The sequence below is a fragment of the Microbacterium saccharophilum genome, from assembly GCF_007992455.1.
GTDB classification, from domain to species: Bacteria; Actinomycetota; Actinomycetes; order Actinomycetales; family Microbacteriaceae; genus Microbacterium; species Microbacterium saccharophilum.
On record NZ_BKAH01000004.1, the window covers coordinates 26,201 to 52,440 of the forward strand.

General features: G+C 72.5%; 20 protein-coding genes. 16 read left to right on the plus strand and 4 right to left on the minus strand.

Translation table 11 applies throughout. The features are described from left to right. Positions 1 to 684, minus strand: a complete 684-nt coding sequence (locus MSA03_RS05830) for a DedA family protein (protein ID WP_028495592.1) — start codon at positions 682 to 684, stop codon at positions 1 to 3. Positions 685 to 726: 42 nt separating this feature from the next. On the opposite strand from MSA03_RS05830, the gene MSA03_RS05835 reads away from it, so the two are divergent. The 5 genes from MSA03_RS05835 (at position 727) to holA (ending at position 8,755) form a co-directional block, all read left to right on the plus strand. Beyond that, on the plus strand, positions 727 to 2,034 hold the full coding sequence (locus MSA03_RS05835) for an anthranilate synthase component I family protein (protein ID WP_147049991.1): 1,308 nt from the start codon (positions 727 to 729) through the stop codon (positions 2,032 to 2,034). A 69-nt stretch (positions 2,035 to 2,103) separates the two neighbouring features. Beyond that, positions 2,104 to 4,695 (plus strand): leucine--tRNA ligase, encoded by a 2,592-nt coding sequence (gene leuS / locus MSA03_RS05840; RefSeq protein WP_174799855.1) that lies wholly within the window; start codon positions 2,104 to 2,106, stop codon positions 4,693 to 4,695. 89 nt (positions 4,696 to 4,784) lie between these two features. Next, positions 4,785 to 5,375 (plus strand): ComEA family DNA-binding protein, encoded by a 591-nt coding sequence (locus MSA03_RS05845; RefSeq protein ID WP_147049992.1) that lies wholly within the window; start codon positions 4,785 to 4,787, stop codon positions 5,373 to 5,375. Next, positions 5,372 to 7,711 carry a ComEC/Rec2 family competence protein gene (locus MSA03_RS05850; protein ID WP_147049993.1) on the plus strand — a complete coding sequence of 780 codons (2,340 nt, stop codon included), beginning with the start codon at positions 5,372 to 5,374 and terminating at the stop codon, positions 7,709 to 7,711. The genes MSA03_RS05845 and MSA03_RS05850 overlap by 4 nt, the downstream gene beginning before the upstream one ends. Positions 7,712 to 7,720: 9 nt before the next feature. Next, positions 7,721 to 8,755, plus strand: a complete 1,035-nt coding sequence (gene holA, locus MSA03_RS05855; protein WP_147049994.1) for a DNA polymerase III subunit delta — start codon at positions 7,721 to 7,723, stop codon at positions 8,753 to 8,755. Positions 8,756 to 8,850: 95 nt separating this feature from the next. Here the strand turns inward: holA and rpsT are convergent, their stop codons facing one another. Then, a complete protein-coding gene (rpsT, locus tag MSA03_RS05860) occupies positions 8,851 to 9,111 on the minus strand; it encodes a 30S ribosomal protein S20 (RefSeq protein WP_028495598.1) in 261 nt (86 codons plus the stop codon). Positions 9,112 to 9,321: 210 nt separating this feature from the next. Here rpsT and MSA03_RS05865 point away from each other — a divergent pair, with 210 nt between their 5' ends. Continuing rightward, complete coding sequence (locus tag MSA03_RS05865; protein WP_147049995.1) at positions 9,322 to 10,584, plus strand: MFS transporter; 1,263 nt, start codon at positions 9,322 to 9,324, stop codon at positions 10,582 to 10,584. On the opposite strand, the gene MSA03_RS05870 is transcribed toward MSA03_RS05865, so the two are convergent. Beyond that, positions 10,535 to 11,257, minus strand: coding sequence for an alpha/beta fold hydrolase (locus tag MSA03_RS05870; RefSeq protein WP_028495600.1), 723 nt, complete (start codon positions 11,255 to 11,257; stop codon positions 10,535 to 10,537). The two genes, MSA03_RS05865 and MSA03_RS05870, sit on opposite strands and share 50 nt — an antisense overlap. Positions 11,258 to 11,308: 51 nt before the next feature. After that, positions 11,309 to 16,027 (minus strand): ExeM/NucH family extracellular endonuclease, encoded by a 4,719-nt coding sequence (locus MSA03_RS05875; protein ID WP_371863076.1) that lies wholly within the window; start codon positions 16,025 to 16,027, stop codon positions 11,309 to 11,311. Between the two features lie 224 nt (positions 16,028 to 16,251). Between MSA03_RS05875 and lepA the strand changes: the two genes are divergently transcribed. The 10 genes from lepA (at position 16,252) to MSA03_RS05925 (ending at position 26,239) form a co-directional block, all read left to right on the plus strand. Beyond that, positions 16,252 to 18,105: a translation elongation factor 4 gene (lepA, locus tag MSA03_RS05880; protein WP_028495601.1), complete on the plus strand. Its 1,854-nt coding sequence runs from the start codon at positions 16,252 to 16,254 to the stop codon at positions 18,103 to 18,105. A gap of 10 nt (positions 18,106 to 18,115) precedes the next feature. After that, a complete protein-coding gene (locus MSA03_RS05885; RefSeq protein ID WP_147049996.1) occupies positions 18,116 to 18,766 on the plus strand; it encodes a DUF1990 domain-containing protein in 651 nt (216 codons plus the stop codon). Further along, positions 18,766 to 19,983 (plus strand): radical SAM family heme chaperone HemW, encoded by a 1,218-nt coding sequence (gene hemW, locus MSA03_RS05890; protein WP_147049997.1) that lies wholly within the window; start codon positions 18,766 to 18,768, stop codon positions 19,981 to 19,983. Before MSA03_RS05885 ends, hemW begins: the two co-directional genes overlap by 1 nt. 78 nt (positions 19,984 to 20,061) lie before the next feature. Then, a complete protein-coding gene (gene hrcA / locus MSA03_RS05895) occupies positions 20,062 to 21,099 on the plus strand; it encodes a heat-inducible transcriptional repressor HrcA (RefSeq protein WP_147049998.1) in 1,038 nt (345 codons plus the stop codon). Positions 21,100 to 21,141: 42 nt separating this feature from the next. After that, positions 21,142 to 22,254 carry a molecular chaperone DnaJ gene (dnaJ, locus tag MSA03_RS05900; RefSeq protein ID WP_147049999.1) on the plus strand — a complete coding sequence of 371 codons (1,113 nt, stop codon included), beginning with the start codon at positions 21,142 to 21,144 and terminating at the stop codon, positions 22,252 to 22,254. 3 nt (positions 22,255 to 22,257) lie between these two features. Beyond that, positions 22,258 to 22,992, plus strand: coding sequence for a 16S rRNA (uracil(1498)-N(3))-methyltransferase (locus MSA03_RS05905; protein WP_147050000.1), 735 nt, complete (start codon positions 22,258 to 22,260; stop codon positions 22,990 to 22,992). A 23-nt stretch (positions 22,993 to 23,015) separates the two neighbouring features. After that, on the plus strand, positions 23,016 to 23,363 hold the full coding sequence (locus MSA03_RS05910) for an HIT domain-containing protein (RefSeq protein WP_028495607.1): 348 nt from the start codon (positions 23,016 to 23,018) through the stop codon (positions 23,361 to 23,363). After that, complete coding sequence (locus MSA03_RS05915; RefSeq protein ID WP_147050116.1) at positions 23,320 to 24,432, plus strand: PhoH family protein; 1,113 nt, start codon at positions 23,320 to 23,322, stop codon at positions 24,430 to 24,432. Before MSA03_RS05910 ends, MSA03_RS05915 begins: the two co-directional genes overlap by 44 nt. After that, positions 24,429 to 24,896 carry an rRNA maturation RNase YbeY gene (gene ybeY, locus MSA03_RS05920; RefSeq protein ID WP_028495609.1) on the plus strand — a complete coding sequence of 156 codons (468 nt, stop codon included), beginning with the start codon at positions 24,429 to 24,431 and terminating at the stop codon, positions 24,894 to 24,896. Before MSA03_RS05915 ends, ybeY begins: the two co-directional genes overlap by 4 nt. Next, complete coding sequence (locus tag MSA03_RS05925; protein WP_147050001.1) at positions 24,893 to 26,239, plus strand: hemolysin family protein; 1,347 nt, start codon at positions 24,893 to 24,895, stop codon at positions 26,237 to 26,239. Before ybeY ends, MSA03_RS05925 begins: the two co-directional genes overlap by 4 nt. The last annotated feature ends 1 nt before the right edge of the window (position 26,240 follow it).

Consider the following 26,240-nt stretch of genomic DNA (forward strand, 5'->3'; position numbering starts at 1 on the left):
TCAGTCTCCCACGCCGTCGGAGGAGGGCCGGACCTCGGCCTCGTCCTCCAGACGCAGGTGACGCGACTCCCGGGCGACGATGACGCGCTTGGCGACATACGCGAGCAGCAGGAAACCCACGATGACCCCGACGAAGATGTAGCCCGCGAAATGCAGCTGGTCGGCGAGCTCGCGGTAGGTCCCCGCCGCCGCGGCGGCGACGCTGACGTACAGCACGGCCCACACGGCGCATGCCGGAGCCGTCCAGGCGAGGAAACGACGGTAGGCGAACCCGCTCATGCCCACCGTGAGCGGCACGAGGGAGTGCAGGACCGGCAGGAACCGGGAGAGGAAGATGGCCGGGCCGCCGCGGCGGCGGAGGTACAGCTCCGCGCGCCGCCAGTTGTCCTCGCCCACTTTCGCCCCGAGCTTCGAGAAGCGGATGCGGGGACCCAGCCAGCGCCCGAGCAGGAAGCCGATGCTCTCCCCGATGAGCGCGCCCACGATCACGGCGACCACGAGGAGCGCGCCCTCGACGACGGAGCCGACGGCGGTGCCCGCGACGATGACGATCGTGTCACCGGGCACGACGAGCCCCACCAGCACGCTCGTCTCGAGCATGATCGCGAGTCCCGCGAGCAGCGTCCTCAAGACCGGGTCCACACTCTGCACCGCGTCGAGGAGCCACGTGAGGAACTCGTTCACGGCACCAGACTATGACCGGATGCGCCGGTCTAGCCTGTGAGGGTGCCTCCTGTCCTCGCCGCCCGCGCGCTGGCCGGCTGGACGGATCCCGCCGTCCTCCATGCGAACGGTCCCGCGCGCGCCGCGCACAGCTTCTGGCTGGACGCCGGCCCCGCCGCCACGACGGGGTGGAGTCTCCTCGGGACCGGCACGCCGGGTGACCCGCGCGCGCCGCAGCAGGTCACCGTCGCGCCGGCGGTGCGGTCGTCGCTTCCGCTGCCGTTCGGCGGCGGCTGGGTCGGCTGGCTCGGGTACGACGCCGCCGCGGCGCGTGCGGGGGCGCCGGCGTCGGCCGACGACACCGCCCCGGCCGAGATGTGGCTCGAGGTCGACCGGTTCGTCGCCGTGGACCACACGACGCGGACGCTGTGGGCGGTCGCGCCGCCCGGGGCGCTCGACGCCTTCGTCGCGCAGGTGGAGTCCTGGCGTGCGGGCGCGCTGCCGCCCCCGACGGCCCCGCCTCGTCGCGTGGCCCGCGGGCGGCACGCGCCGGGCGCGTACGCGGCGCTCATCGGCCGGTGCCGCGAGGCCATCCGTGCGGGGGATGCCTATCAGCTGTGCCTGACGACGCGTTTCGACGTGCCGGCATCCGCAGAGCCGGTGGATGCCGTCGCGACCTACCTGGCCCTCCGCGAGGCGACGCCCGCACACCACGGGGGGCTGCTGCGCAGCGGCCCGTACGCCCTCGCCAGCGCGAGTCCGGAACGGTTCCTCGAGATCGGCGACGGCATCGTGCGGACCCGTCCGATCAAGGGCACGCGGCCCCGTTCCGACGAGCCCGCCGCCGACGCGGCCCTGGCTGCGGAGCTGCGCGCCAGTCCGAAGGAGCGCGCCGAGAACGTCATGATCGTCGACCTCATGCGCAACGACCTGCAGCGCGTGTGCCTGCCGGGCACGGTCGGCGTCGAGGAGCTCCTCGTCGTCGAGTCGTACCCCGCCGTCCATCAGCTGGTCAGCGCCGTCGGCGGGCGGCTGCAGCCGGGGCGCACGGTCGGGGACGTGCTGGATGCCGCCTTCCCGGCGGGGAGCATGACCGGGGCTCCGAAGCTGTCGGCGATGACGATCCTGCACAAGCTGGAGGACGCGCCGCGCGGCGTGTTCGCGGGATGCTTCGGCTGGGTCGGCCACGACGGCACAGCCGACCTCGCGATGGTCATCCGCTCGATCGTGGTGCACCCGGGAGGGGCGTCGGTCGGCGCCGGCGGCGGCATCACGTGGGGGTCGGATCCCGGTGCGGAGGTCGCCGAAGTCGGGGTGAAGGCCCGCGGTCCGCTCGCCGCGCTCGGGGCCGCGCTGCCACCGGGCTGGTGAAACGGCGCGTCCGGTAACCTGGGAGGGCGCGCACTCCGCGTACTCCCGCTCCAGCACGATTGGCTTCCCTTGTCCACGACCTCCACGCCCGACACCACTGCCATCCCGGAGGACGGTGCCTCCGACACGTACGCCATCCAGGCGAAGTGGCAGCGACGGTGGGCCGAGGCCGACCCGTTCCGCGCGGGAGGCGATGACGACACCCGGCCGCGCAAGTACGTCCTCGGGATGTTCCCGTACCCGTCCGGCGACATGCACATGGGGCACGCGGAGAACTACGCGTATGTCGACACGGTGGCGCGCTTCTGGCGCCACCGCGGCTACAACGTGCTCAACCCGATTGGCTGGGACTCCTTCGGGCTGCCTGCCGAGAACGCCGCCATCCAGCGCGGGGCGGACCCGCGCGAGTGGACGTACGCGAACATCGCGCAGCAGAAGGCGAGCCTGCAGCACTTCGGCACGTCGTACGACTGGAGCCGGGTGCTGCACACGAGCGACCCGGAGTACTACCGCTGGAACCAGTGGCTGTTCCAGCGGCTGTACGAGCGCGGCCTCGCCTACCGCAAGGCGAGCCCCGTCAACTGGTGCCCGAAGGACCAGACCGTCCTCGCGAACGAGCAGGTCGTCGACGGGCGCTGTGAGCGGTGCGGCACCGAGGTCGTCAAGAAGAAGCTGACGCAGTGGTACTTCAAGATCACCGACTACGCCGACCGCCTGCTGGATGACCTCAACCAGCTCGAGGGGTTCTGGCCGCAGAAGGTCATCCGGATGCAGCGCAACTGGATCGGCCGCTCCGTCGGCGCCGACATCGACTTCGAGATCGAGGGCCGCGCCGAGAAGGTCACGGTCTTCTCCACGCGGCCGGACACGCTGCACGGCGCCACCTTTTTCGTCGTCGCGCCCGACTCCGACCTCGCCGCCGAACTGGCATCCGGGGCCTCGGCAGAGGTGCGCATGCGCTTCCAGGACTATCTGGAGCGCGTGCAGAAGGAGACCGACATCGAGCGGCAGAGCACCGACCGCCCGAAGACCGGCGTCTTCCTCGACCGGTACGCCATCAACCCCGTCAACGGGGAGCGACTGCCGGTCTGGGCCGCCGACTACGTCCTGGCCGATTACGGCCACGGCGCCGTCATGGCCGTGCCCGCGCACGACCAGCGCGACCTCGACTTCGCCCGCGCCTTCGATCTGCCCGTCAAGGTCGTCGTGGACACGACGGCGCCCGTCACCGGCGCCATCCCCGTGATCGAACTCGACGAGCAGGGCGTCCCGATCGATCCGGGCTCCGCGGAGCCGGACCTCACCGACCTCGACCCCGCCCGCACCGGCGTGGCACTCACGGGGGACGGCCGCCTCGTCAACTCCGGTCCGCTGGACGGCCTGTCCAAGCGCAACGCGATCGCCCGCGTCATCGAGCAGCTCGAGGCGGCCGGCACCGGCCGGGCCGCGAAGTCGTATCGGCTGCGCGACTGGCTGATCTCCCGCCAGCGGTTCTGGGGCACCCCCATCCCGATGGTCCACACCGAGGACGGCCGGATCGTCCCGGTCCCCGACGAGGAGCTCCCGCTGCGTCTGCCCGACGCGCACGGGCTCGACCTCGCCCCGAAGGGCACGTCGCCCCTCGGCGGCGCGACCGAGTGGATGCAGACCGTCGACCCCGAGACCGGCGAGCCGGCGCTGCGCGACCCCGACACGATGGACACGTTCGTCGACAGCTCGTGGTATTTCCTCCGCTTCCTGGCGGCGAACGACCCGGCGGAGGCCTTCCCGTCCCGTGAGGCGGACAGGTGGGCGCCGGTCGACGCGTACATCGGCGGTGTCGAGCACGCGATCCTGCACCTGCTGTACGCGCGGTTCATCACGAAGGTCCTCTTCGACATGGGGCTCATCTCCTTCACCGAGCCGTTCTCATCGCTGATCAATCAGGGCATGGTGCTGCTGAGCGGCTCGAAGATGTCCAAGTCGAAGGGCAACCTCGTCGAGTTCGCGTCGAGCATGGTCGACCCGGGCGCCGACGCCGTCCGCATCGCGATCGCCTTCGCCGGGCCCGTCGAGGACGACATCGACTGGGAGGACGTGTCGACCACGGGCGCGCAGAAGTTCCTGGCCCGTGCGCTGCGCGTCGCCCGCGACGTCGCGAGCCCCACCGATGTCGCCTGGAAGGACGGGGATGCGGCGCTGCGCCGCGTCACCCACCACCTCTGGGCGGACGCCCCCGGCCTCGTCGAGCACACGAAGTTCAACGTCGTCGTGGCACGCCTCATGGAGCTCGTGAACGCCACCCGCAAGGTGATCGACAGCGGTGCCGGCGCAGCCGACCCGGCCGTGCGGGAAGCCGCCGAGGCCATCGCCATGGTGCTCGACCTGTTCGCACCGCACACGGCGGAGGAGATGTGGGAGATCCTCGGCTACGAGCCGTTCGTCGGTCTCGTGCCGTGGCGTCAGGCCGACCCGACCCTCCTCGTCGAGGAGTCGGTCACCGCGGTCGTGCAGATCGACGGCAAGGTGCGCGGCACCCTCACGGTGCCCGCCCGCGTCTCCGCCGACGAGCTCGAGGCCCTCGCCCGCACGGACGAGAAGGTCGTCCGCGCCCTGGCCGGTCGCGCGATCACGCGGGCCGTGGTCCGGGCGCCGAAGGTCGTCAGCTTCACCACGTCCTAGCCTCCTCCCCGGCGGGGGCGGAGCGCCGTCCGTCCACGTCTTCGTGAAGCGCGGCTCCCCGCCGCCGCGGCAGGTGCGAACCTGGCGCGGTGAGCGGAACGGCCGAGGCGGCGCGTGCACGCCGGCGTCTCGGCGTCGGCGCCGCGATCGTCGTGGTGCTCGCCGCTGCCGCGATCACGGTGCTGATCGGGGTCGTCCGGACGACCGGGACCACCGCCGAGGTGGTCCCGCTGCCGACGACGGCCGTCAGCCCGGCGGTCCTCTACGTCCATCTGGCCGGCGCCGTCGCGCAGCCGGGCCTGTACCGCCTCGACGAGGGGGCGCGGCTCGTGGACGGCGTGGCCGCCGCCGGCGGGTTCGCGGGCGACGCCGACCGTTCGGCGGTGAACCTGGCGCGACTCCTCACGGACGGCGAGCAGGTGCACGTGCCCCGGGTGGGGGAGGCGCCGCCGCCAGGGGGCACGGCGGGCACGGCGGGCGACGGCGACGGCCTCGTCAACCTCAATACGGCCGCGGCCACGGAGCTGGACACCCTGCCGCGCATCGGCCCGGCACTCGCGGAGCGGATCATCGCGTGGCGGGAGGAGAACGGCCGCTTCACGAGCGTGGAGGACCTGCTGGCCGTCCCCGGCATCGGCGAGAAGATGCTCGCGGGTCTCCGCGACCTGGTGACCCTGTGAGCAGTCGCACGGCACGCCGGCGCGACCTGCGGCTCGTGCCGGTCGCCCTCGCCGCGTGGGGTGCGGCGGGCGTCGCGACGCATCTGCCGACGGCGTCGCCGGGCATCGCCGCGGGACTGTGGGCGCTCACTGCCGGGCTGCTGGCGGTCGCGTCGCGGACGCCGGGACGACGGCGCGCGGACGCGGCCCTGGCGGCCGTGGCCCTCGCGTGTGCGGCCGCGGTCGCGAGCCACGTGGCGCTCGCGCAGCCGGCGCGCGCGGCGGCATCCGCTCTGGAGGTCGACGGCGGGCGCGTGATCGCCGTGGACGCGAACGTCGTCGGCAAGGTCGAGCGCGGCGCATCCGGCTGGCGGTTCGACGCGCTCACGGAGCGGATCGCGTACGGGGACCGCGCGTTCACGGCACCCGTGCCCGTGGTCGTGCGGACCGGTGACGCACCCGCGGGCCTCGACCTGGGCGCGCGCATCCAGCTGCGGGGCACGGCCTTCCGTGCGGATGCCGGCGACCGGGCCGTGCTCGTCATCCGGGCGGGCCCGGGCCTCCGGCTGCGGGCGCCGCCGGCCGGCGTGCTCGCGGCGGCCGCCGAACTCCGTGGCGGCCTGCAGGAGACCGTCGCGGGTCTGCCGCAGCCGGCGGCCGGGCTCATCGCCGGCCTCGCGGTCGGCGACACGTCGGCGGTCACCGCGGACCTCGACACCGCCATGAAGACGGCATCCCTGTCGCATCTGACGGCGGTCTCCGGCGCGAACTGCGCGCTCGTCGTCGGGCTCGCCTTCGCCGCCGCGGCGCTCACCGGCGCCTCACGCGGTCTCCGGGTCGCGGCCGGAGTCGCGACGCTGTCGGCCTTCGTCGTGCTCGTCTCGCCGGAGCCGAGCGTCGTGCGGGCCGGGGCGATGGCGGCCATCGCGATGCTCGGCGTGCTGCTCGGCCGGATCGGGGCGGGCATGTCGGTCCTCGCTCTCGCGATCACGGTGCTGCTGATCGTGGACCCGTGGCTCGCGGGATCGCTCGGCTTCGCGCTGTCCTCCGCCGCAACGGCGTCGCTGCTCCTGGCTGCGGGACCGCTCGCGGACGGTTTTGCCCGGTGGATGCCGCGACCGCTCGCCCTCGCGCTCGCGGTGCCGCTCGCCGCGCAGCTCGCGTGCGGGCCGCTCATCGTCCTCATCGACCCGCGGGTCGCGGTGTACGGCGTCGTGGCGAACCTGCTCGCCGCCCCGGCCGCGCCCGTTGGCACGGTGCTCGGCCTCGCGGCCTGCCTGACGGCGGGGGTCCCGCTGATCGGCCCGGGGCTCGCGGCGCTCGCCTGGGTGCCCTCGGCGTGGATCGCCGGCACCGCCACCACGTTCGCGGCGCTGCCCGGCAGCAGCGCGCCCTGGCCGGAGGGGCTGCCCGGGCTCGCCCTGCTGGCGATCGTCGGCGCGTGCGCGGCGGCGCTCATCGTGCCGGGGGTGGCGCCCGCCGTGCGCCGGACGGCGGTCCTGCTGCTCGCCGCGTTCCTCGGCGTCGGCGTCGCCGCCGGGCCGGTCGCGGCGCTCATCGATCGTGTGCGCGTGCCGGCGTGGTCGATCGTGGCGTGCGACGTCGGTCAGGGCGACGCCGTGCTGCTGCGGTCGGCGGGACGGGTCGCGCTGGTCGACACCGGTCCGGACCCCGCACCGCTCGGCGCCTGCCTCGACAGGTTCGGGGTGGCCCGCATCGACCTCCTCGTGCTGACCCACTTCGACCTCGATCACCGCGGCGGGGTCGCCGCCGTCCGGGGGCGGGTCGACACGGTGCTGCACGGGCCGCCGTCGTCACCCGAGGATGTCGCCCTGCTCGCCGGCCTCTCCGACGGTGGCGCCCGGCTCGTACCCGGCCACGCGGGGGTCTCGGGGACCCTGGGCGAGGCAGGCTGGCGCGTGCTGTGGCCGCGGGCGAGGGAACAGGGCTACGGGCCGGGCAACGACGCGGGCGTCATCCTGGCCGTGGAGGGAGGCGGAATCCCCTCGACCGTGCTGCTCGGTGACCTGTCGGCGTCCGCCCAGCAGGGACTCCTCGCGACAGGACGCGTGCCCCGGGGCGTGGCCGTCGTGAAGGTCGCCCACCACGGCAGCGCCGACCAGGAGCCCGCGCTGTACGCGCGCCTCGCGCCGCAGGTCGCGCTCGTGACCGTGGGGGAGAACACCTACGGACACCCGCGGGACGAGATCCTCGATGTCCTGGACGGGCTCGGCGCGACGGTGCTGCGGACCGACCGCGGCGGCGCCGCCGCCCTGTGGCGCACGGGCGAGGGCATCCACGTCTGGCGGGCCGACGCGTCCGCCGCTGCGTCCGCCGGTGTCACGGGCCGTCAGTAGGCTGGAGGGATGACGCCCGCTCCGCGCCGCCCCGCCGCGCGCACCGCCTCGGCGATCCCGCAGATCTCCTGGCGGGCCCCGCAGCCGGCGCCCATCGTGCTCGTGTCGGGCCCGGAAGAGGTCTGTGCCGAGCGTGCGACGGCCGGCATCCGCGAATTCCTCCGTGCGGAGGATCCGAGCCTCGAGGTCTCCGACCTCCGCGCCGACGACTACGCACCCGGGTCGCTCTTCGCCGTCACGTCGCCCTCGCTGTTCGCCGAGCCGCGGCTCGTCCGCGTCACGGGTGTGGAGAAGTGCAGTGACGCGTTCCTGACCGAGGCGCTCGCGTATCTGGAGTCACCTCAGGACGGAGCGACCGTCGTGCTCCGCCACACGTGCGCGAGCGTGCGGGGCAAGAAGCTCCTGGATGCCATCCGGTCGGGCACCGGCGGCGGCGTGGAGATCGCGTGCCCGGCCATCAAGCGCGACTCGGACAAGTTCGACTTCGCCGCGGGGGAGTTCAAGGCCGCGCAGCGCCGCATCGCTCCCGCCGCCCTCCGCGCGCTCGTCTCCGCGTTCGCGGACGATGTGACCGAGCTCGCCGCGGCCTGCCAGCAGCTCATCTCCGACGTCTCCGGCGACATCGGCGAGGACGTCGTGCAGCGGTACTACGGCGGCCGGGTCGAGGCATCCGCGTTCACCGTCGCCGACACGGCCATCGCGGGTCGTTACGGCGAGGCGCTCATCGCGCTGCGGCACGCCCTCGCCAGCGGCGCCGACCCGGTCCCGCTCGTCGCGGCGATCGCCTCCAAGCTGCGCACGATGGCGCGGGTCGCCGGCTCCCGCGAGCCCGCCCGCGAACTCGCGTCGCGTCTCGGGCTCAAGGACTGGCAGGTCGACCGCGCGCGACGCGACCTCGCCGGCTGGTCGGAGGCGTCCCTGGGCATCGCGATCCAGGCCGCGGCACGCGCCGACGCCGAAGTGAAGGGCGCCTCGCGCGACCCCGTGTTCGCGGTCGAACGCCTCGTCACGGTCATCGCGACCCGCGCGCCGTACGGCGCCTGACCGCGCACACCGTCCGCGCGAGCCCGGCGCGGGTCGCGCCCGGGAACGACGAAGGCCCGCCCCCCGGAGGGGCGGGCCTTCGTGACAGACGAGGCTCAGAGAGCGGCGACCTGCTTCGCGATCGCCGACTTGCGGTTCGCAGCCTGGTTCTCGTGGATGACGCCCTTGCTCACGGCCTTGTCGAGCTTCTTCGATGCCTGGGCGAGAGCCTTCTCGGCGGCGGCCTTGTCGCCGGCGGCGATGGCCTCGCGGGTGCGGCGCACCTCGGTCTTCAGGCCGCTCTTGACGGCCTTGTTGCGCTCGTGCGCCTTCTCGTTGGTCTTGTTGCGCTTGATCTGCGACTTGATGTTCGCCACGTTCGACGTATCTTTCGTTCGGAGTTATCGATGGATGTGCCGAGAGACAAGAGAGGGCTGTCGCACGGCGGTCGTGTGAGAGAGGAGCCCACACGCAAGCCAATCACCGAGTCTATCAGGTTTCGCTCCGACGGCCGTGCCGCGGCGCCCGTCGACATCGGGTCGGGCATGATCGATCCTGCCGGATCCGGCCCGTGACGAAGGAGCACCGTGGCATCCTCCCCGCCGCCCGCACGCGTCAGCGCCCGGTGGTTCTCGTTGTTCGCCCTCGCATGGCTTGCGATCTGGGCCGTGCAGCTGACGCCGCTGCAGCTTCTCATCCCGCTCCAGCTGGACACGCCCGGCGGAGAGGGCGAATGGATCGGCGGCGTCGTGGTTTCGGGGCTCGTGCTGGGCGTCGGGGGGCTCGTGGCCCTGCTCGCGACGCCTCTCGCCGGTCACCTGTCCGACCGCACCGGCTCGCCCCTCGGCCGCCGGCGGCCGTGGGCACTCGCGGGCACGGCGCTCATGACCGTGTCGCTCATCGGAACGGCGTTCGCCTCGGGCCCGCTCGCGGTGGGCCTCGGCTGGACCGGTCTGTCCCTGGGGGTGGCGATCTCCTCGGCCGCGTTCACCGCCCTCATCGCCGATCAGCTCTCCGACCAGCGCGGCGCGGCCTCCGCGGTCGTCGGGTCCACGCAGGCCGTCGGGCTCATCGTGGGCGTCGGGACGATCGCGCTCCTCGACCTCGACGTGACGGGCGGGTACCTCGTGCTCGCCGCGCTCGTCGCGGTCTCCGGAGCGGCGGCGGCTCTGCTGCTGCCCGACCCCGCTCGCGGCATCGCCCTGCCCACGCGGCACGAGCCGCCCGCCGCGCGCTGGGCGGTGCTCCGCAACCGCGACTTCACCTGGATGCTGGGCGGGCGTTTCGTCGTCAACCTGGGCAACGCGCTCGGGACGACGCTGCTGCTGTTCTTCCTGCGCTATGGCGTCGGCACCCCGGCCGCGCAGGCCGAGGACGACCTGCTGCTGCTGATCCTCGTGTACACCGTGTTCGTCGTGGCGGCCTCGGTCGTCGGCGGGCGGATCTCGGACCGCACGGGAAACCGCCGGCGGCTCGTCGTCGGGGCCGCACTCGTCCAGGCGGTCGCCGCCGCCCTTCTCGCGGCGGTGGCGACCTACCCCGTGGCGCTGGTGGCGGCGGCGATCCTCGGGGTGGGCTTCGGCGCGTTCACGTCGGTGGGCGTCGCACTCGCGACCGATCTCCTTCCCCGCGCGGAGGACCACGCGCGCGACCTCGGCCTCGTCACGGTCGCCGCCAACCTGGGCCAGCTGCTCGGCCCGCTCATCGGGGCGGCGCTGGTCGCCCTGGTCGGCGGGTTCTGGCTCCTGTTCGCGAGCGCGGCGCTGCTCTCGGTCGCGGGCGCCGTCATGACGTCCCGCGTCAGCGCCCGGCATCCATCGTCGCGAGAGCCAGATCCAGCACCGCGTTGAACACCCGCGGGCGCATCGCGGTGACGAGGTGCGTCGTGCGCGGCACCACGATGAGCTCCGAGTCGGGCACGAGCGACACGAAGAGGCGCTCGTTGACGCGCAGCTGGTCGTACTGGCCGTTGACGAACCACGTCGGCACGTCGATGCGGCGCAGCGCCGCCAGGAGATCGAGGACCGACAGGCTCGCCAGGGCGACGTCCTGCGCGTCGTACGCATAGCCGCCGGCACCGAAGTCGCCGCGCGTCTCGGGCGGCAGGGTGCCGGCCAGCACGCGGTCGGTGAACCACTGGCCGCGGCCGGGGAGCGCATTGAACCCGCGGGCGAGCGTGCGGTACGCCCGCAGCCCCAGCCCTCGGGGGATCGCGCAGCAGGAGGCGGCGATGAAGGCGTCCACGGGCGGACGCGTCTCGCGTCCGACGTACTCGATGCACAGGAGGCCGCCCATCGAATGACCGGCCAGCAGCACGCGGCCGCGTGCGGCGGCATCCTGCACTGCAGCGTCGATGGTCCGCATGGCCTCGTCGAGCGTGAACTCCTCGCCCCGCCGGGTGCCGTGCCCCGGCAGGTCCACGGCGACGGCGGGGATGCCGCGCTCTTCGAGGTGCGCGAGCTGCGCGCGCCACATCGATGCGGAGGTGCGGATCCCGTGCACCATCACGACCGAGATCGTCATGGCCTCAGCCTAGGAGGGGCGGCGCGGGCGCCGCCCCTCCCGGAGCCGGGATCAGCGAACGACCCGCACACTCACCGTGCGGCTGGAGGACCCCTCGACCGTCTGGGGGTCGCTCGGCACGAAGACGGCCGTGTACTGGTGGATGCCGCGGCTCAGGGTGCCGAGCCGGAGCGTCGCCGTGCCGGACTTCACGGTCGCCGTGCCGACGAGCGTGCCGTCGGCGCCGCCCTCGCGGAACTCCACGACACCGCTCGGGCGCCCGCCGTCCTGCGTCACGGCGGCCACGAGGGTCGTCGGGAGCAGGCGGTTGATGTGGATCGGCAGGATCGCCCACAGGCGCGTCTGCGTCTCCGCCTTCACCTGCGCGGCCTCGACCGTCAGCGGCACGGTGACGACCGTGCCGGACGGCGCGGCTGTCAGGGTGAGGGCCGCCGCGCCGGCAGGCGTGCCGGCGGGGAGCGTCACCGACACGGTGGCGGCGCCGCCCGTGACGGGGACGGACCCCAGCACGGTCTCGCCGAGCGCGACCGCCAGCGTCGTGTTCAGCGGCGCACCCCGGCTCGTGAGGTCCAGGCCCGCGACGGAGAACTGCACCGTCTCCCCGGCCCGCACGCTCTCCGGCACGCCGGCCACCTGCACGGCGCGACGGGCGAAGGAGGGCTCGAGCGGGGAGTTGTCGGCGATGTAGTCGACCCACGCCTGGTAGTCCTGCAGGCCCGTGTCGACGTAGTCGGTGCCCTGCGTGAACACGCGGAAGTTGTCTCCGCCGGTCGCCAGGAACGAGAACGTGCCGATGCGGTACTGCCCGGCCGGGTCGAGCGGCTGCCCGTCGACCGTGACCGATGTGATGCGCTGCCCCTCGGGTAGGGACGGGTCGAACGTGTAGGACACGTTGTCACTGAGCCCCAGCTGGAGGTAGGGGCGCTGCGGGATGTTCCCCGCGGCATCCCGCTGCCACTGCTGCTCGAGCATCGTGGTGAACTGCGCCCCGGTGAGCGTCACGAGGGCCAGGGTGTTGTTGAACGGCAGCACCGCGTTGGCCTGCGAGAACGAGACCGTCCCGTCCGCCATCCCCGGGATGGCCGTCGCGCCGAACTCGGCCTGCGTGTCCCACAGGTCGGCGCGCAGGCCGCCCGGGTTCGTGACGCCGATCGTCGCACCGTTCGGCAGGTCGGCGAGCGAGTCGCGCAGCATGTTGCCCACCGCGTTGCCGAGCGAGGACTCCGCGGCGCGGTTGTCGCGCGTGCCGCCCGTGTAGACACCGTCGACGTACGATCCGCCGCTGAAGGCCGTCGTGATGTCGCCGCCGACCTCGCCGATGGCCGTGTTGCCGATCTCGGCGGCGTCGGCCAGGGCCTTCTTCACGATCTCCGAGACGGCCGCGACGCGGTCGTACTGGGCGATGAGCGTGGCGTCGTCGATCGTGGTGCGGTTGACGTTGCGCTCGGTGTGCGCCGTGATCTCGCCGGTGGCCGGGTCGACCGTCAGCGTGATCTCGCCGATCCGCGCGCCGTACGAGCCGGTCTGGACGACGGGCCGCGTGCGGTCCGTGCCGGGGATCGGCGCCGACCACGCGTACTCCTTGTGCGTGTGGCCGGTGAAGATCGCGGCGACCTCGGGGGAGGTGTCCTCGATAAGGGAGGCGAAGGGCCCGCCGGCGGCGATCTCCTCCTCGAGCGTCGCGCCGTCCGAGGTACCGGCCCCGGCGCCCTCGTGGTACAGCGCGATGAGCACGTCCGCCTCGCCGTTCGCGGCGTCGCCGTCGGTCAGCTGCGCCGACACGCGGTTCACGGCCTCGACGGGGTCGCCGAAGGCGAGATCGACGATGCCGGCCGGGGAGACGAGCGAGGGGGTCTCCTCGGTGACGGCGCCGATGACGCCGACCGTGAGGCCGCCGGCATCCAGCAGCGCGTACTCGTCGAGCGCGGGCGTCTCGGTGCCCGCGAGGTACACGTTGGCACCCAGCTGCGGCGCGTCGAACGCGTCGGACACGCGGCCGGACAGGTCGGCCCACCCGCGGTCGAACTCGTGGTTGCCGACGGCGGATGCCTGCAGGCCGAGCGCGTTGAGCACATCGATGGTCGGCTGGTCCTTGGCGACCGCCGACGGGAACAGCGACGCGCCGATGTTGTCGCCCGCGGAGAGGAACAGCACGGGACCGGATGCGGCGTCCCGCAGCTGCTCGACCGTTCCGGCGAACTTCACGGTGTTGTTGTCGATGCGGCCGTGGAAGTCGTTGATGCCCAGCAGCGTCAGGGTGACCGGCGCCGCGTCGGCGTCGAGGCCCACGAGCACGGGGTCGTGGTCGCTCGAGCGGTAGACGTCGGGCGCGTAGAACTCGGCACCGTGCGAACGGAACCGGCTGTACTCCAGCGCCACCGACTCGCCCGAGTTGATGTTCCAGACGTCGGCGCCGGTGGCCCGGTCGCGCGCCGCCTGGTTCAGCAGCACGTGGTCGAGCGACCCGGACAGGCCGGAGAAGCTGTACGACTGCGTCGGGACGTCGAAGGCCTGCTCCGCGTCGGCGTAGCCGGCGTCGTAGAGCACCTGCAGCGGGTCCTCCTGACCGTACGAGTTGAAGTCGCCGACGAGGGCGACGGCGTCCACATCGCCGCGGATGGTCGACACCCAGTCGCGCAGCGCCGTCGCCTGGCGGACGCGGGACTCGTTGGACGAGCCCTGCCCGTCGCCGGCGTCGGCGTCGCCGGGCCAGGGCCCGGCGGATCCCTTGGACTTGAAGTGGTTCACGACGAACAGCAACGGCGCGCCGCCGCCCGCGGGTTCGAAGACCTGCGCGATGGGCTCGCGGGCGTTGCCGAACGCCTCGCCGGCGCCGCTCTGGTCGCCGAGCGCGCGCGCCGCGCCGACCGGGCTGACGGCGGCGGGCTGGTAGATGATCGCGTTCGTGATGACGTCCTGCTCGGACACGTCCGGCAGGTCGGCCGACGAGGGGACGTACGCCCACGTGCCGGCACCGGCCGCGGCGTTGAGCGCGGCGACCAGGGTCGCGGTGGCCTCGTCGGCCTGTTCGCCGAGGGCCGCGGAGTTCTCGATCTCCATGAGGCCGACGACGTCGGCATCCAGCGCCCGGATGGCCGCGACGATCTTGTCCTGCTGGCGCGTCAGGTCGGCGGCGTCCCACGCCCCGCGCTGGTCGCACCCGTCGCGGACCGTCACCCCGTCGCCGAGGCGGTCGGTGTACGCGACGCACGAGGCGTCCTCGCTCCCGAGGGTCGTGAAGTAGTTGAGGACGTTGAACGAGGCGATCGACAGGTCGCCGCCGACGGCGTCGGGAGCCGGGGTCCGCGGGTTCGCGAACGCGACCCCGTCCGCCCCGGTGCCGTCGCCGACGAGCGGGGTCGTGGGGTTCAGCTTCCAGGCGTTGTTGCGGTAATCGACGATCACGGGTGCCGCGAAGGTGAGCGAGGCGCCGACGACGACCGGTTCGGTCAGCGAGACGTAGGCCGGGATGAGGGCGCTGTTCGCGGCGCTCAGGTAGTTGATCGTGGTGCCGTCGTCGAGGGTCACGGCGCGGGCGGCGTTGTCTGCGGCGATCGCGGCGGCCTCCGGGGTGCCGGGGCGCGCGGCGTCGGTGGGCTGGCGCAGGGGAGTGGTGCCCGCCGCCAGGCCGACCTCGCCGTACTGGTTGGTGGCGTAGGTGTTGCTCACCGTGAACGCGCCCTGCGGCTGCACGAGCATCGACTCCAGCGCCTCCCGCTCGGCAGGGGTGGCCGGCCAGGGGACGGTCGCGGGGATCGGAGCCGCGGCGTCCGCGATCTTGGTCGCGCCGCCGGCGGCGACGGTCAGCTCGGTGAGGCCGCTGAACTCCGAGACGACGCCGGTCACCTCGACCGTGTCGCCGAGCGCGACCTCGCCGACGGCGCCGGGCGCGTAGACGAAGAGGGCATCGGATGCCGTGTGCGCCGCGTCGAGCGCGCCGCCGGTGCCGGGGGTCTGGATGACGTACCCGTTGAAGCCGCCCTGCGGGTAGTGCGCCGTGACGACTCCGGTCGTGGTCACGGTCGCGCCGGCCAGCGGCGACGCGTCGCCGGTGCCCTGGATCTCGGCGATCGTGGCGGTCGTCGGCTCGGGTTCGGGGTCTCCGCCGCCGTCGCCCAGGGCCGTCGGGGTGGGCGCGCCGAGGGTGAAGTCCGCCGCGTTGTCGGCGGTGTTCGTGAACGCCGCGTCGCGGGCGATGCTGCGGGCGTTGTCGGTGCGGGGAGCCGCCGCCGAGCCGGCGAACGCGTTCGCGCTGCCCCAGCCGACCAGGTCGACGACCTGCTCGAGCGCGGCCACGCCGGTCGCGCCGACGAGCGCGGTCTGCGCCGACACGAGCGCGACCTTGCCCTCCGAGCCGCTCATCGCGATCGTGCCTTCGACGTCCGGGGTGAAGGCGGGCAGGGCGGTGTTGGCCCCGGTCGCCTGCCCGACCAGGAGCTGCTCACCCGCCGGGAGCGTCACGCCCGTGAGGTTCGTGACCTGCCAGGAGGTGCCCGACGCCGAGGCGTACTGCACGCTGTAGGCGCCGAGGTCGACGGCCGTGTCGCCGACGTTCGCGAGCTCGATGAAGTCCCGGTTCCAGGCGGCTCCGCTGTTGCCGCCGCCGCCGTAGACCTCGCTGATAACGATGTCGGCATCGGGGCTGACGGCCGCGACGGCGACGCTCGGGGTGAGCGCGATGCCGGCGGATGCCGTGATGGTGGCGGCGAAGATCGCGCCCAGCCGAAGTCGGGCCGGGCGCGCGGAGGGGCGGTCGGTGTGCTGCGTCACAGTGTGTGTTCTCCCGTGCGGCTCGGGCGCGTGAGGGTTTCGCGCAGAATCCGTCCGCAACACCGAGCATTCGGTGGAACCGGCCCGTTCGACAAGTGACAGATCGGTTAACTCTTTCTCATCGAACCCGTTCTGGCGTGTCACGCTCGGGACCCCGTATCGTTCACCGCTCGCGGACGCCGCCGCGCAGCATCCCGCTTCCCCGCCGGTAGACTTCACGGGACATGTCACCCCGTGCCCTGAAGCCTCTCGAGCCGTCTGCGACCCCTCCTGAGCTGATCCGCAATTTCTGCATCATCGCCCACATCGACCACGGCAAGTCCACGCTGGCCGACCGGATGCTGCAGATCACCGGCGTGGTCTCCGACCGCGACATGCGCGCGCAGTACCTGGACCGCATGGACATCGAGCGCGAGCGCGGCATCACGATCAAGTCGCAGGCCGTGCGGATGCCGTGGACGACGCCGGAGGGCACCTTCGCGCTGAACATGATCGACACGCCCGGGCACGTGGACTTCACCTACGAGGTGTCGCGCTCGCTCGCCGCCTGCGAGGGCGCCATCCTGCTGGTCGACGCGGCGCAGGGCATCGAGGCCCAGACGCTCGCGAACCTGTACCTGGCACTGGAGAACGATCTGCAGATCATCCCGGTGCTGAACAAGATCGACCTGCCGGCAGCCGACCCGGAGAAGTACGCGAAGGAGCTCGCCGGTCTCATCGGCGGACGTCCCGAAGACGTCCTGCGGGTCAGCGGCAAGACCGGCATGGGGGTCGAGGAGCTCCTCGACCACGTCGTCGCGCAGATCCCGGCTCCCCAGGGCGACCCGGACGCCCCGTCCCGCGCCATGATCTTCGACTCGGTCTACGACGCGTACCGCGGCGTCATCACGTACGTCCGCATGATCGACGGGTCGCTGAAGCCGCGCGAGCGCATCCAGATGATGTCGACCCGCGCGGTGCACGAGCTGCTCGAGATCGGCGTGTCCTCGCCCGAACCCGTTCCCACGAAGGGTCTCGGGGTCGGCGAGGTCGGCTACCTCATCACGGGCGTGAAGGACGTGCGGCAGTCGAAGGTCGGCGACACCGTGACGAACGCGGCGAAGCCGTCGTCCTCTCCGCTGCCGGGCTACACCGACCCGAAGCCGATGGTCTTCTCCGGGCTGTACCCGATCGACGGCAGCGACTACCCCGTGCTCCGCGAAGCGCTCGACAAGCTCAAGCTGTCCGACGCGTCCCTGAACTACGAGCCGGAGACCTCCGTCGCCCTGGGCTTCGGGTTCCGCTGCGGGTTCCTGGGTCTGCTCCACCTGGAGATCGTGACGGAGCGACTGGAGCGCGAATTCGGTCTCGACCTCATCTCCACCGCGCCGTCGGTGACCTACGAGGTCGTCACCGACGACAAGAAGACCTTCACCGTCACCAACCCGAGCGAGTTCCCGTCCGGGACGAAGATCTCCAGCGTCACGGAGCCGATGGTGAAGGCCGCGATCCTCGCGCCCAAGGACTACGTCGGCACGATCATGGAGCTCTGCCAGTCGCGTCGCGGCACACTGCTGGGCATGGAGTACCTCGGCGAGGACCGCGTCGAGATCCGCTACAGCATGCCGCTCGGCGAGATCGTCTTCGACTTCTTCGACCACCTGAAGTCCAAGACCGCCGGCTACGCGTCGCTGGACTACGAGCCGAGCGGCGACCAGGAGGCCGATCTCGTGAAGGTCGACATCCTGCTGCAGGGCGAGCCCGTCGACGCGTTCAGCGCGATCGTGCACCGCGACAAGGCCTACGCGTACGGCGTGCTCATGACCGAGCGCCTGAAGAAGCTCATCCCGCGCCAGCAGTTCGAGGTGCCCATCCAGGCCGCCATCGGCGCCCGCATCATCGCCCGCGAATCGATCCGCGCCATGCGCAAGGACGTCCTCGCCAAGTGCTACGGCGGCGACATCAGCCGCAAGCGCAAGCTGCTGGAGAAGCAGAAGGAGGGCAAGAAGCGCATGAAGATGGTCGGTCGCGTCGAGGTCCCCCAGGAGGCGTTCATCGCCGCCCTCTCCGGCGACGTCGAGAGCAAGGACAAGAAGTAGGCTGGAGCCCATGCGCCGCGGGAGCTTCCAGGACGGGACAGTGGACTACGCCGCCGTCGGGGCGACTCAGGCGGCCGACCTCATGGGCTACCCACCGGAGAAGAGCGTCCCCGCCGAGGCCTCCTGGCGGATCGGCAGCGGCGAGGCCCGGTTCGCCTCGTCCGCCGACGCACTCCTGGCCTGGAGCGCCCTGCGCGGCGCGGGTCTGGAACTGACCGACGTGCGCCCGGCCGCCGGGCCGATGTACTCCGGCGTCAGCTTCGATGCCGAGGGCAACCCGCTCGTGCCGAGCCGGACGGAGGCGGACCAGCGCTTCGACGCCGACGGGACGCCCTATGTCGCGGCGGGGACGACGATCCGCGTGCACGGGCGCGTCAAGGCGATGCGCGCCGACGCCGAGCTGCGGGTCATCTACGTCATCGAGGAGCCGCGGCGGGTCGGGTTCGCGCTCGGCACCGTGTCCGACTCGGTCGTCAGCGGCGAGGAGTCGTTCCTCGTCGACTGGCGCGACAACGATGAGGTGTGGTTCACGGTGCGGGCGTTCGATCGTCCCGTCGCGCCGCTCTACCGGCTCCTGCCGCCCCTGACCAAGCGGCGCCGCCGGGAACTCTTCCAGGGGTACCTGCGCGCGATCTCGCCGCTGTACGCCACCCCCGCCTGATGGGCGCCGCGCTCCCCGTCGGCGATCCCGCCCCGCGCGACGGCGCGCTGCCGGCCGACATCACGCCGTCACCGGACACCGACTTCGGCGTGTACCTGCATGTGCCGTTCTGCCGCGTACGGTGCGGCTACTGCGACTTCAACACCTACACGGCCACCGAACTGCGCGGCGCACGCCAGGACGCGTACGCGGACGAGGTGCTGCACGAGGTCGCGCTGTCGCGGCGGGTCCTCGCCGAGCGCGGGCCGCTCCGGCCCGCCCAGACCGTCTTCTTCGGCGGCGGGACCCCGACCCTCCTGCCCCCCGGCGACCTCGCCCGGATGCTCACCGGCGTCCGGGAGACGTTCGGTCTCGCCGACGGCGCCGAAGTGACGGTCGAGGCCAATCCGGACACCGTCACCGACGCCGTGGCCGCCGCGCTCGCCGCCGCCGGGGTCACGCGGCTGTCGATCGGGATGCAGTCCGCCGTGCCGCACGTCCTCGCCGTCCTGGACCGCACCCACGACCCGGCCCGGGTCACGACCGCGGTCGCCGCGGCGCGCCGCGCGGGCCTGGACGTCAGCGTCGACCTCATCTACGGGTCGCCGGGGGAGTCCCTGGACGACTGGCGACGATCGGTCGATGCCGCGCTGGCCCTCGCGCCGGACCATATCTCGGCGTACGCGCTCATCATCGAGGACGGCACGAGGCTCGAGCGGCAGATCCGCCGCGGCGAGGTGCCCGCGCCGGACGACGACCTGCAGGCCGACATGTACGAGCTCGCGGACGACCTGCTCGCCGCGGGCGGCTACGGCTGGTACGAGGTGTCCAACTGGGCCAGGGATGAGCGGCACCGGTCGCGCCACAACCTCGCGTACTGGCGGGGGACCGACTGGTGGGGCTACGGTCCCGGCGCGCACAGCCACGTCGGGGGGCTCCGCTGGTGGAACGTCAAGCACCCTGCCGCCTACGCGCAGCGTCTCGCCGCCGGGGAGTCGCCCGCGGCCGGACGGGAGCGCCCCGACGAAGCCGCCCGTCGCCTGGAGACCGTGCTGCTGCGCTCGCGCATCGCCGAGGGCCTTCCCGTGTCGGAGGTCACCGGCGAGGGTCGCCGGGCCGTCGCCTCCCTCATCGCCGACGGGCTCATCGACGGGGCGGCGGCCGTGCACGGCCGCATCGTCCTGACCCGGCGCGGCCGGCTCCTCGCCGACGCCGTCGTCCGGGCGCTGACCGTCTGACCTCTCCGGAGGGGCATCCGTCCGCGCGGCGGGATAGAATTGGCACTCCAGGATCACGAGTGCCAGCGAGGAGGGACCATGGTCTCCGAACGAGGTCTGCAGGTCCTCAGCGCGATCGTGCAGGACTACGTCGACACGCGCGAGCCCGTCGGCAGCAAGGCGATCGTCGACCGCCACCACTTCGGCGTCTCGGCGGCGACGATCCGCAACGACATGTCGCTGCTCGAGGACGAGGAGCTCATCGCCGCCCCGCACACGTCGTCGGGGCGCATCCCCACCGACAAGGGCTACCGCGTCTTCGTCGACCATCTCGCCGAGCTCCGTCCGCTCACCGGCGCGCAGCGCGCCGCGATCTCCTCGTTCCTCGAGGCTCCTGTCGACCTCGACGACCTCCTCGTGCGCACCGTCCGGTCGCTCACCCAGCTCACCGGCCAGGTCGCGATCGTGCAGTACCCGTCCTTCGCGCGCGCGAGCGTCTCGCACGTCGAGTTCGTCCATCTGGGCGGGACACGCGTCGTCATCATCGTCGTGACCGACACCGGCCGGGTCTCGCAGCGCGTCGCGTTCCTCCCGTTCGAGCCCGACGAGGACGAGACCCTCGCCGTCAAGGCGCAGGTCGCGTCGCTCGTGACCGGGAAGAGCGTGCGCGATGCCGCGCAGGCCGTGACCGACCTGCTGGCGGTCGAGGGCGCCGGCGACCGGCGCGACCTCGCGCTGCGCACGGTCGCGCGAATCGTCTCCGAGGAGCTCGACGAATTCCGGCAGGACCGCCTCGTCATGGCCGGAGCCGCGACGCTCGCGCGACGGGAGAACGACTTCCGCGGCAGCATCTATCCGCTCCTAGAGGCCATCGAGGAGCAGGTGACCCTGCTCCGGCTCATGAGCGAGATGGTCGCCGACGACAAGGGGCTCTCGGTGTCCATCGGGCGGGAGAACGAGTCGTTCGGGCTCTCCGAGGCGTCTGTCCTCGCGAGCGAGTACGACCCCACCGGCTCGCGGGCGCGCGTCGGCATCCTCGGCCCCACCCGCATGGACTATCCCACCAACCTCGCGGCGGTCCGCGCCGTCGCGCACTATCTCAGCCGACTGCTCGACGAAGACGAGCGGTCCCGCTGAACGACGCATACGCGCCCTCGCGGGCGCCCAGGAAAGGCGATTGTGGCTGATCACTACGAGGTACTCGGCGTGTCGCGGGATGCGACCCCCGACCAGATCAAGAAGGCGTACCGGCGGCTGGCCCGCGAGCTGCACCCGGATGTGAACCCGGGCGCGGACGCCTCCGAGCGCTTCAAGCTCGTGACGCACGCGTACGACGTGCTGAGCGACCCGGAGCAGCGGCAGCGCTACGACATGGGCGGCGACAACAGCCCGTTCGGCGGGGCGCAGGGCTTCGGCGGCTTCGGGGACATCTTCGAGACGTTCTTCGGCGGAGGCGGGGGAGGCCGCGGGGGTCGCCCCCGCTCGCGCCGCGAGCGCGGCCAGGACGCCCTCGTGCGCGTCACGCTGGACCTCGGCGACGTCGTCTTCGGCGCGCACCGCGACATCGAGGTCGACACCGCCGTCCTCTGCGAGACGTGCCAGGGCTCGTGCTGCCAGCCGGGCACGCAGCCGGTCACGTGCGACATCTGCCACGGCTCCGGTCAGGTGCAGCGCACGGTCCGCAGCCTACTCGGCAACGTGGTCACGTCGCAGCCGTGCACGACCTGCCAGGGCTACGGCACGACGATCCCGTACCCGTGCGCCTCGTGCCAGGGTCAGGGGCGCGTGCGCTCGCGCCGCACCGTGTCCGTCGACATCCCCGCCGGCGTCGAGTCGGGCCTGCGCCTGCAGCTGCCGGGCTCCGGGGAGGTCGGCCCTGCCGGCGGCCCGAACGGCGACCTCTACCTCGAGGTCACCGTGGCGGCGCACGAGACGTTCAGCCGTGACGGCGACGACCTGCTCGCGACCCTCGAGGTCTCGATGCCCGACGCGATCCTCGGCACCACGACCCGCATCGCGTCGCTCGACGGCGATGTGGACCTCGAGGTGCGTCCCGGCATCCAGTCCGGCGACGTCCTGACGATCAAGGGCCGCGGCATCACCCCGCTGCGCGGCACGCAGCGCGGCGATCTTCGCGTCGGCATCCAGGTGGTCACGCCCACGCGGCTCGACGCCAAGCAGCGGGCCCTCATCGAGGACTTCGCGAAGAAGTCGAAGGCCCCGGCTCCCCGGCTCGCGGAGTTCCACCAGGGGATGTTCTCCAAGCTCCGCGACCGGTTCCGGAACGGCTGAGCCGTGGCGCTGCACTTCCTCGTGGAGGATGCCGGCGACATCCCGGTGGGCGGCGAGGTCGTCCTCACCGGCGCCGAGGCGCACCACGCCGCGGCGGTCCGCCGCGTCCGCGTCGGCGAGGAGGTCACGGTCGGTGACGGGCGCGGCGTCCGGCTCAGCGGCGCCGTCGAGGAGGCCGCACCCGCGCGGGTGACCGTGCGGGTCACCGCTCGCACGGTCACCGAGCCGCCGCGTCCGCGGCTCGTGCTCGTCCAGGCGCTCGCGAAGGGCGACCGCGACGAGCTCGCGGTGCAGGCGGCCACCGAGCTCGGCGTCGACGAGATCGTGCCGTGGCAAGCGGCGCGCAGCGTCTCGCGCTGGGATACCGCGAAGGCGGCCAAGGGCGTCGCCCGGTGGAGCGCGATCGTCCGCGAGGCCGCGAAGCAGGCGCACCGGCTCTGGGTCCCCGAGGTGACGTCGCCCGTCACGACGCGCCAGCTCGCGGCGCGCGCGGCGCAGTCGCGGATGCTGATCCTCGAGCCGACCGCCGAAGCGGCGCTGTCCGACCTCGACCTCACCGCCGGCGACGGCGACCTCGTCCTCGTCGTCGGTCCGGAGGGCGGCATCGCACCCGAGGAGCTCACGGCGCTCACCGCCGCCGGCGCCACGCTCGTGCGGCTCGGCGAGACGGTGCTGCGCACGTCCACCGCGGGCCCCGCGGCCCTCGCCGTCGCCAGCGTCCGCCTCGGCCGGTGGTGAACGCCGCTGGCTAGACTGGGCACATGAGCGAACCGTCGATCTTCACGCGCATCCTGCAGGGGGAGATCCCCGCCGAGATCATCGCCGAGACCGAGAACGCCTTCGCCATCCGCGACATCCACCCGCAGGCTCCCGTGCACCTGCTCGTGATCCCCAAGTCCGAGCAGTACCGCAACGTGGTCGAGCTCGCCGCAGGCGACCCCGACCTCCTCGCAGAGCTCGTCGGTCTCGCGAACTCGGTGGCCGCCGAGCACGCCGACGGCGACTTCCGCCTCATCTTCAACACCGGCCCCGGCGCCGGACAGACCGTCTTCCATGTGCACGCCCATGTGCTCGGTGGAGGCCTTCCCGAAGGGAGCCTCGGTGGCTGATGCCCCCGAACCCACCGTCGAGCTCATCTACGCCGACGGCGTCGCGATGGTCCAGCTCCTCGGACCCCAGGATCGACTCCTGCGGGTCGTCGAGCGGGAGCACCCGTCGGTGCAGGTGCACGTCCGCGGCAACGAGATCACGCTCAGCGGCGAACCCGCCGCCGTCGCCGCCGCGCGCACGCTCGTCGAGGAGCTGATCTCGCTCGCGCGGGCCGGACAGGGCCTCGACCCGTCCGACGTCCGCGCGTCCACCCGCATCCTCGAATCCGGGCAGCGCCCGTCCGAAGTGCTGGGCGAGGCCATCCTGTCCTCGCGCGGGAAGATCATCCGCCCGAAGACGCTCGGCCAGAAGAACTACGTCGACGCGATCGATGAGAACACGATCGTCTTCGGCATCGGCCCGGCCGGCACCGGCAAGACCTACCTCGCGATGGCGAAGGCGGTGCAGGCGCTGCAGCGCAAGGAGGTCAACCGCATCATCCTCACGCGGCCCGCCGTCGAGGCGGGGGAGCGGCTGGGGTTCCTGCCCGGAACCCTGACCGACAAGATCGACCCCTACCTGCGGCCGCTGTACGACGCGCTCAACGAGATGATGGATCCGGAGCTCGTCCCCAAGCTCATGGCCTCCGGCACCATCGAGGTCGCCCCGCTCGCGTACATGCGCGGACGCACGCTGAACGACTCGTTCGTCGTCCTCGACGAGGCGCAGAACACGACGCCCGAGCAGATGAAGATGTTCCTCACCCGGCTCGGCTTCGGCACCCGGATGGTCGTCACCGGCGACATCACGCAGGTGGACCTGCCGCAGGGCTCCTCGGGCCTCCGGCTCGTGACGCGCGTGCTCAAGGACATCGACGACATCCACTTCGCCATGCTCACGAGCGACGACGTCGTCCGGCACACCCTCGTCGGTCGCATCGTCGACGCGTACAGCGTGTACGACGAGCAGCGGCTGGCGTCGCGCCGGGAGCGCGACGAGGCCACCGAGTTCGCGAACCGCGCCGAGCGCCGTTCCCACGTGCGGCCGAGCGGCCCGCGCGACCATCTGCCCAAGCGAGGACGTTCATGACGATCGAGATCACCAACGAGTCGGGCGTCGCGATCGACGAGACGGTGCTGCTGCGGCTCACCGAGCACAACCTCGGCGAGCTCAACGTGAGCCCCGACGCCGACGTGGCGCTCCTCCTGGTCGACGAGGGCGCGATGGAGTCGCTGCACGTGCAGTGGATGGACGAGCCCGGCCCCACCGACGTGCTGAGCTTCCCGATGGACGAGCTCCGCCCCGGTACGGAGGAGGCGCCGACCCCGGCCGGCCTCCTCGGCGACATCGTGCTCTGCCCGCAGGTCGCGGAGACGCAGGCGCAGGGCGCCGGCCACTCGACGCTCGAGGAGCTCATCCTGCTGACGACGCACGGCCTCCTGCACCTGCTCGGCTTCGACCACGCCGAGCCGGAAGAGGAACGCGAGATGTTCGCGCTGCAGCGTCAGCTCATCGCGGCGTTCCATGCGTCCGAGCGACGCCGTCGCGCATGACCGCATTCCTCCTCCTCTTCGCCGCCGTCCTTCTCGTCGCGCTCGGCGGGCTCATGGCGGCACTCGACGCCGCGCTCGGCGTCACCTCCCGCCTGGACGTCGCCGAACTGTCGCTGAGCGGGCGCAACCGCTCGTCGCTGTCGAAGATCGCGGGTGACCCGGAGGCGCACGGCAACGCCGTCGTCTTCATCAGGATCCTCGCCGAGACGACGGCCGCCGTGCTCGTCACGGTCGCCTTCACGCTGCTGTTCCGCAACATCTGGTGGGCCATGCTCGCCGCCGCGGTCCTCATGTCGATCGTGTCCTTCGTCCTCGTCGGCGCGAGCCCCCGCAGCGTCGGCCGGCAGCACGCGAAGGGCCTCCTGCGTGCCTGTGCGCCCATCATCCGCGGCGCGCGCATCGTGCTGGGACCCCTCGCCCACCTCCTCGTGATCCTCGGCGACCGACTGACCCCCGGCATCCGCCGCAGCACCTCCTTCGCCTCGGAGGAGCAGCTGCTGAGCATGGTCGACGAAGCCGCGTCGCAGGCGCTCATCGAGGAGGACGACCGCGAGCTCATCCACTCGGTGTTCGACTTCACCGACACGATCGTGCGCTCCGTCATGGTGCCGCGCACCGACATGGTGACGATGGATGCCGCGGCGACGACGCAGGAGGCGATGCAGCTCTTCCTCGACAAGGGCGTCTCGCGCATCCCGGTCGCCGACGGCGACGCCGATGACATCAGCGGTGTCGTCTACCTCAAGGACCTCGTGCAGTTCGCGTACCGCGACGAGCGCGCCTGGCGCGGCGTGCCGGTGCTGCAGATCGCCCGGCCGGCCGTCTTCGTCCCGGAGTCGATGAAGGCCGAGACGCTCCTGCAGCAGATGAAGCGCGACGCCGTGCACGTGTGCCTCGTCGTGGACGAGTACGGCGGCGTCTCGGGCCTCGTGACCCTCGAGGACCTCATCGAGGAGCTCGTGGGCGACATCGCCGACGAGTACGACCCGCGCTCCAGCGAGGTCGTCGACCTCGGCGGGGGGCGCTACCGCGTGAGCACACGCCTGGGCCTGGACGAAGTGGGCGACCTGTTCAACATCGAGCTGGACGACGAGGACGTGGACTCCATCGGCGGCCTGCTCGGCAAGGTGCTGGGCCGCGTGCCGCTGCCGGGTGTGACCGCCGAATACGGCGGGCTGCTGCTGACCGGCGGCGCGTCCCGCGGGCGCGGACGGGGCCTGGCGACCGTGTTCGTCGAACGCGCCCCGAGCCTGATCGCGCTCGAGGAGAGCACGGCCCCGCGGACGGGTGAGGTGCGCGTCCCGCGCACCGGCGAGATCCGCACCCCCAGGAAAGGCGAATGAC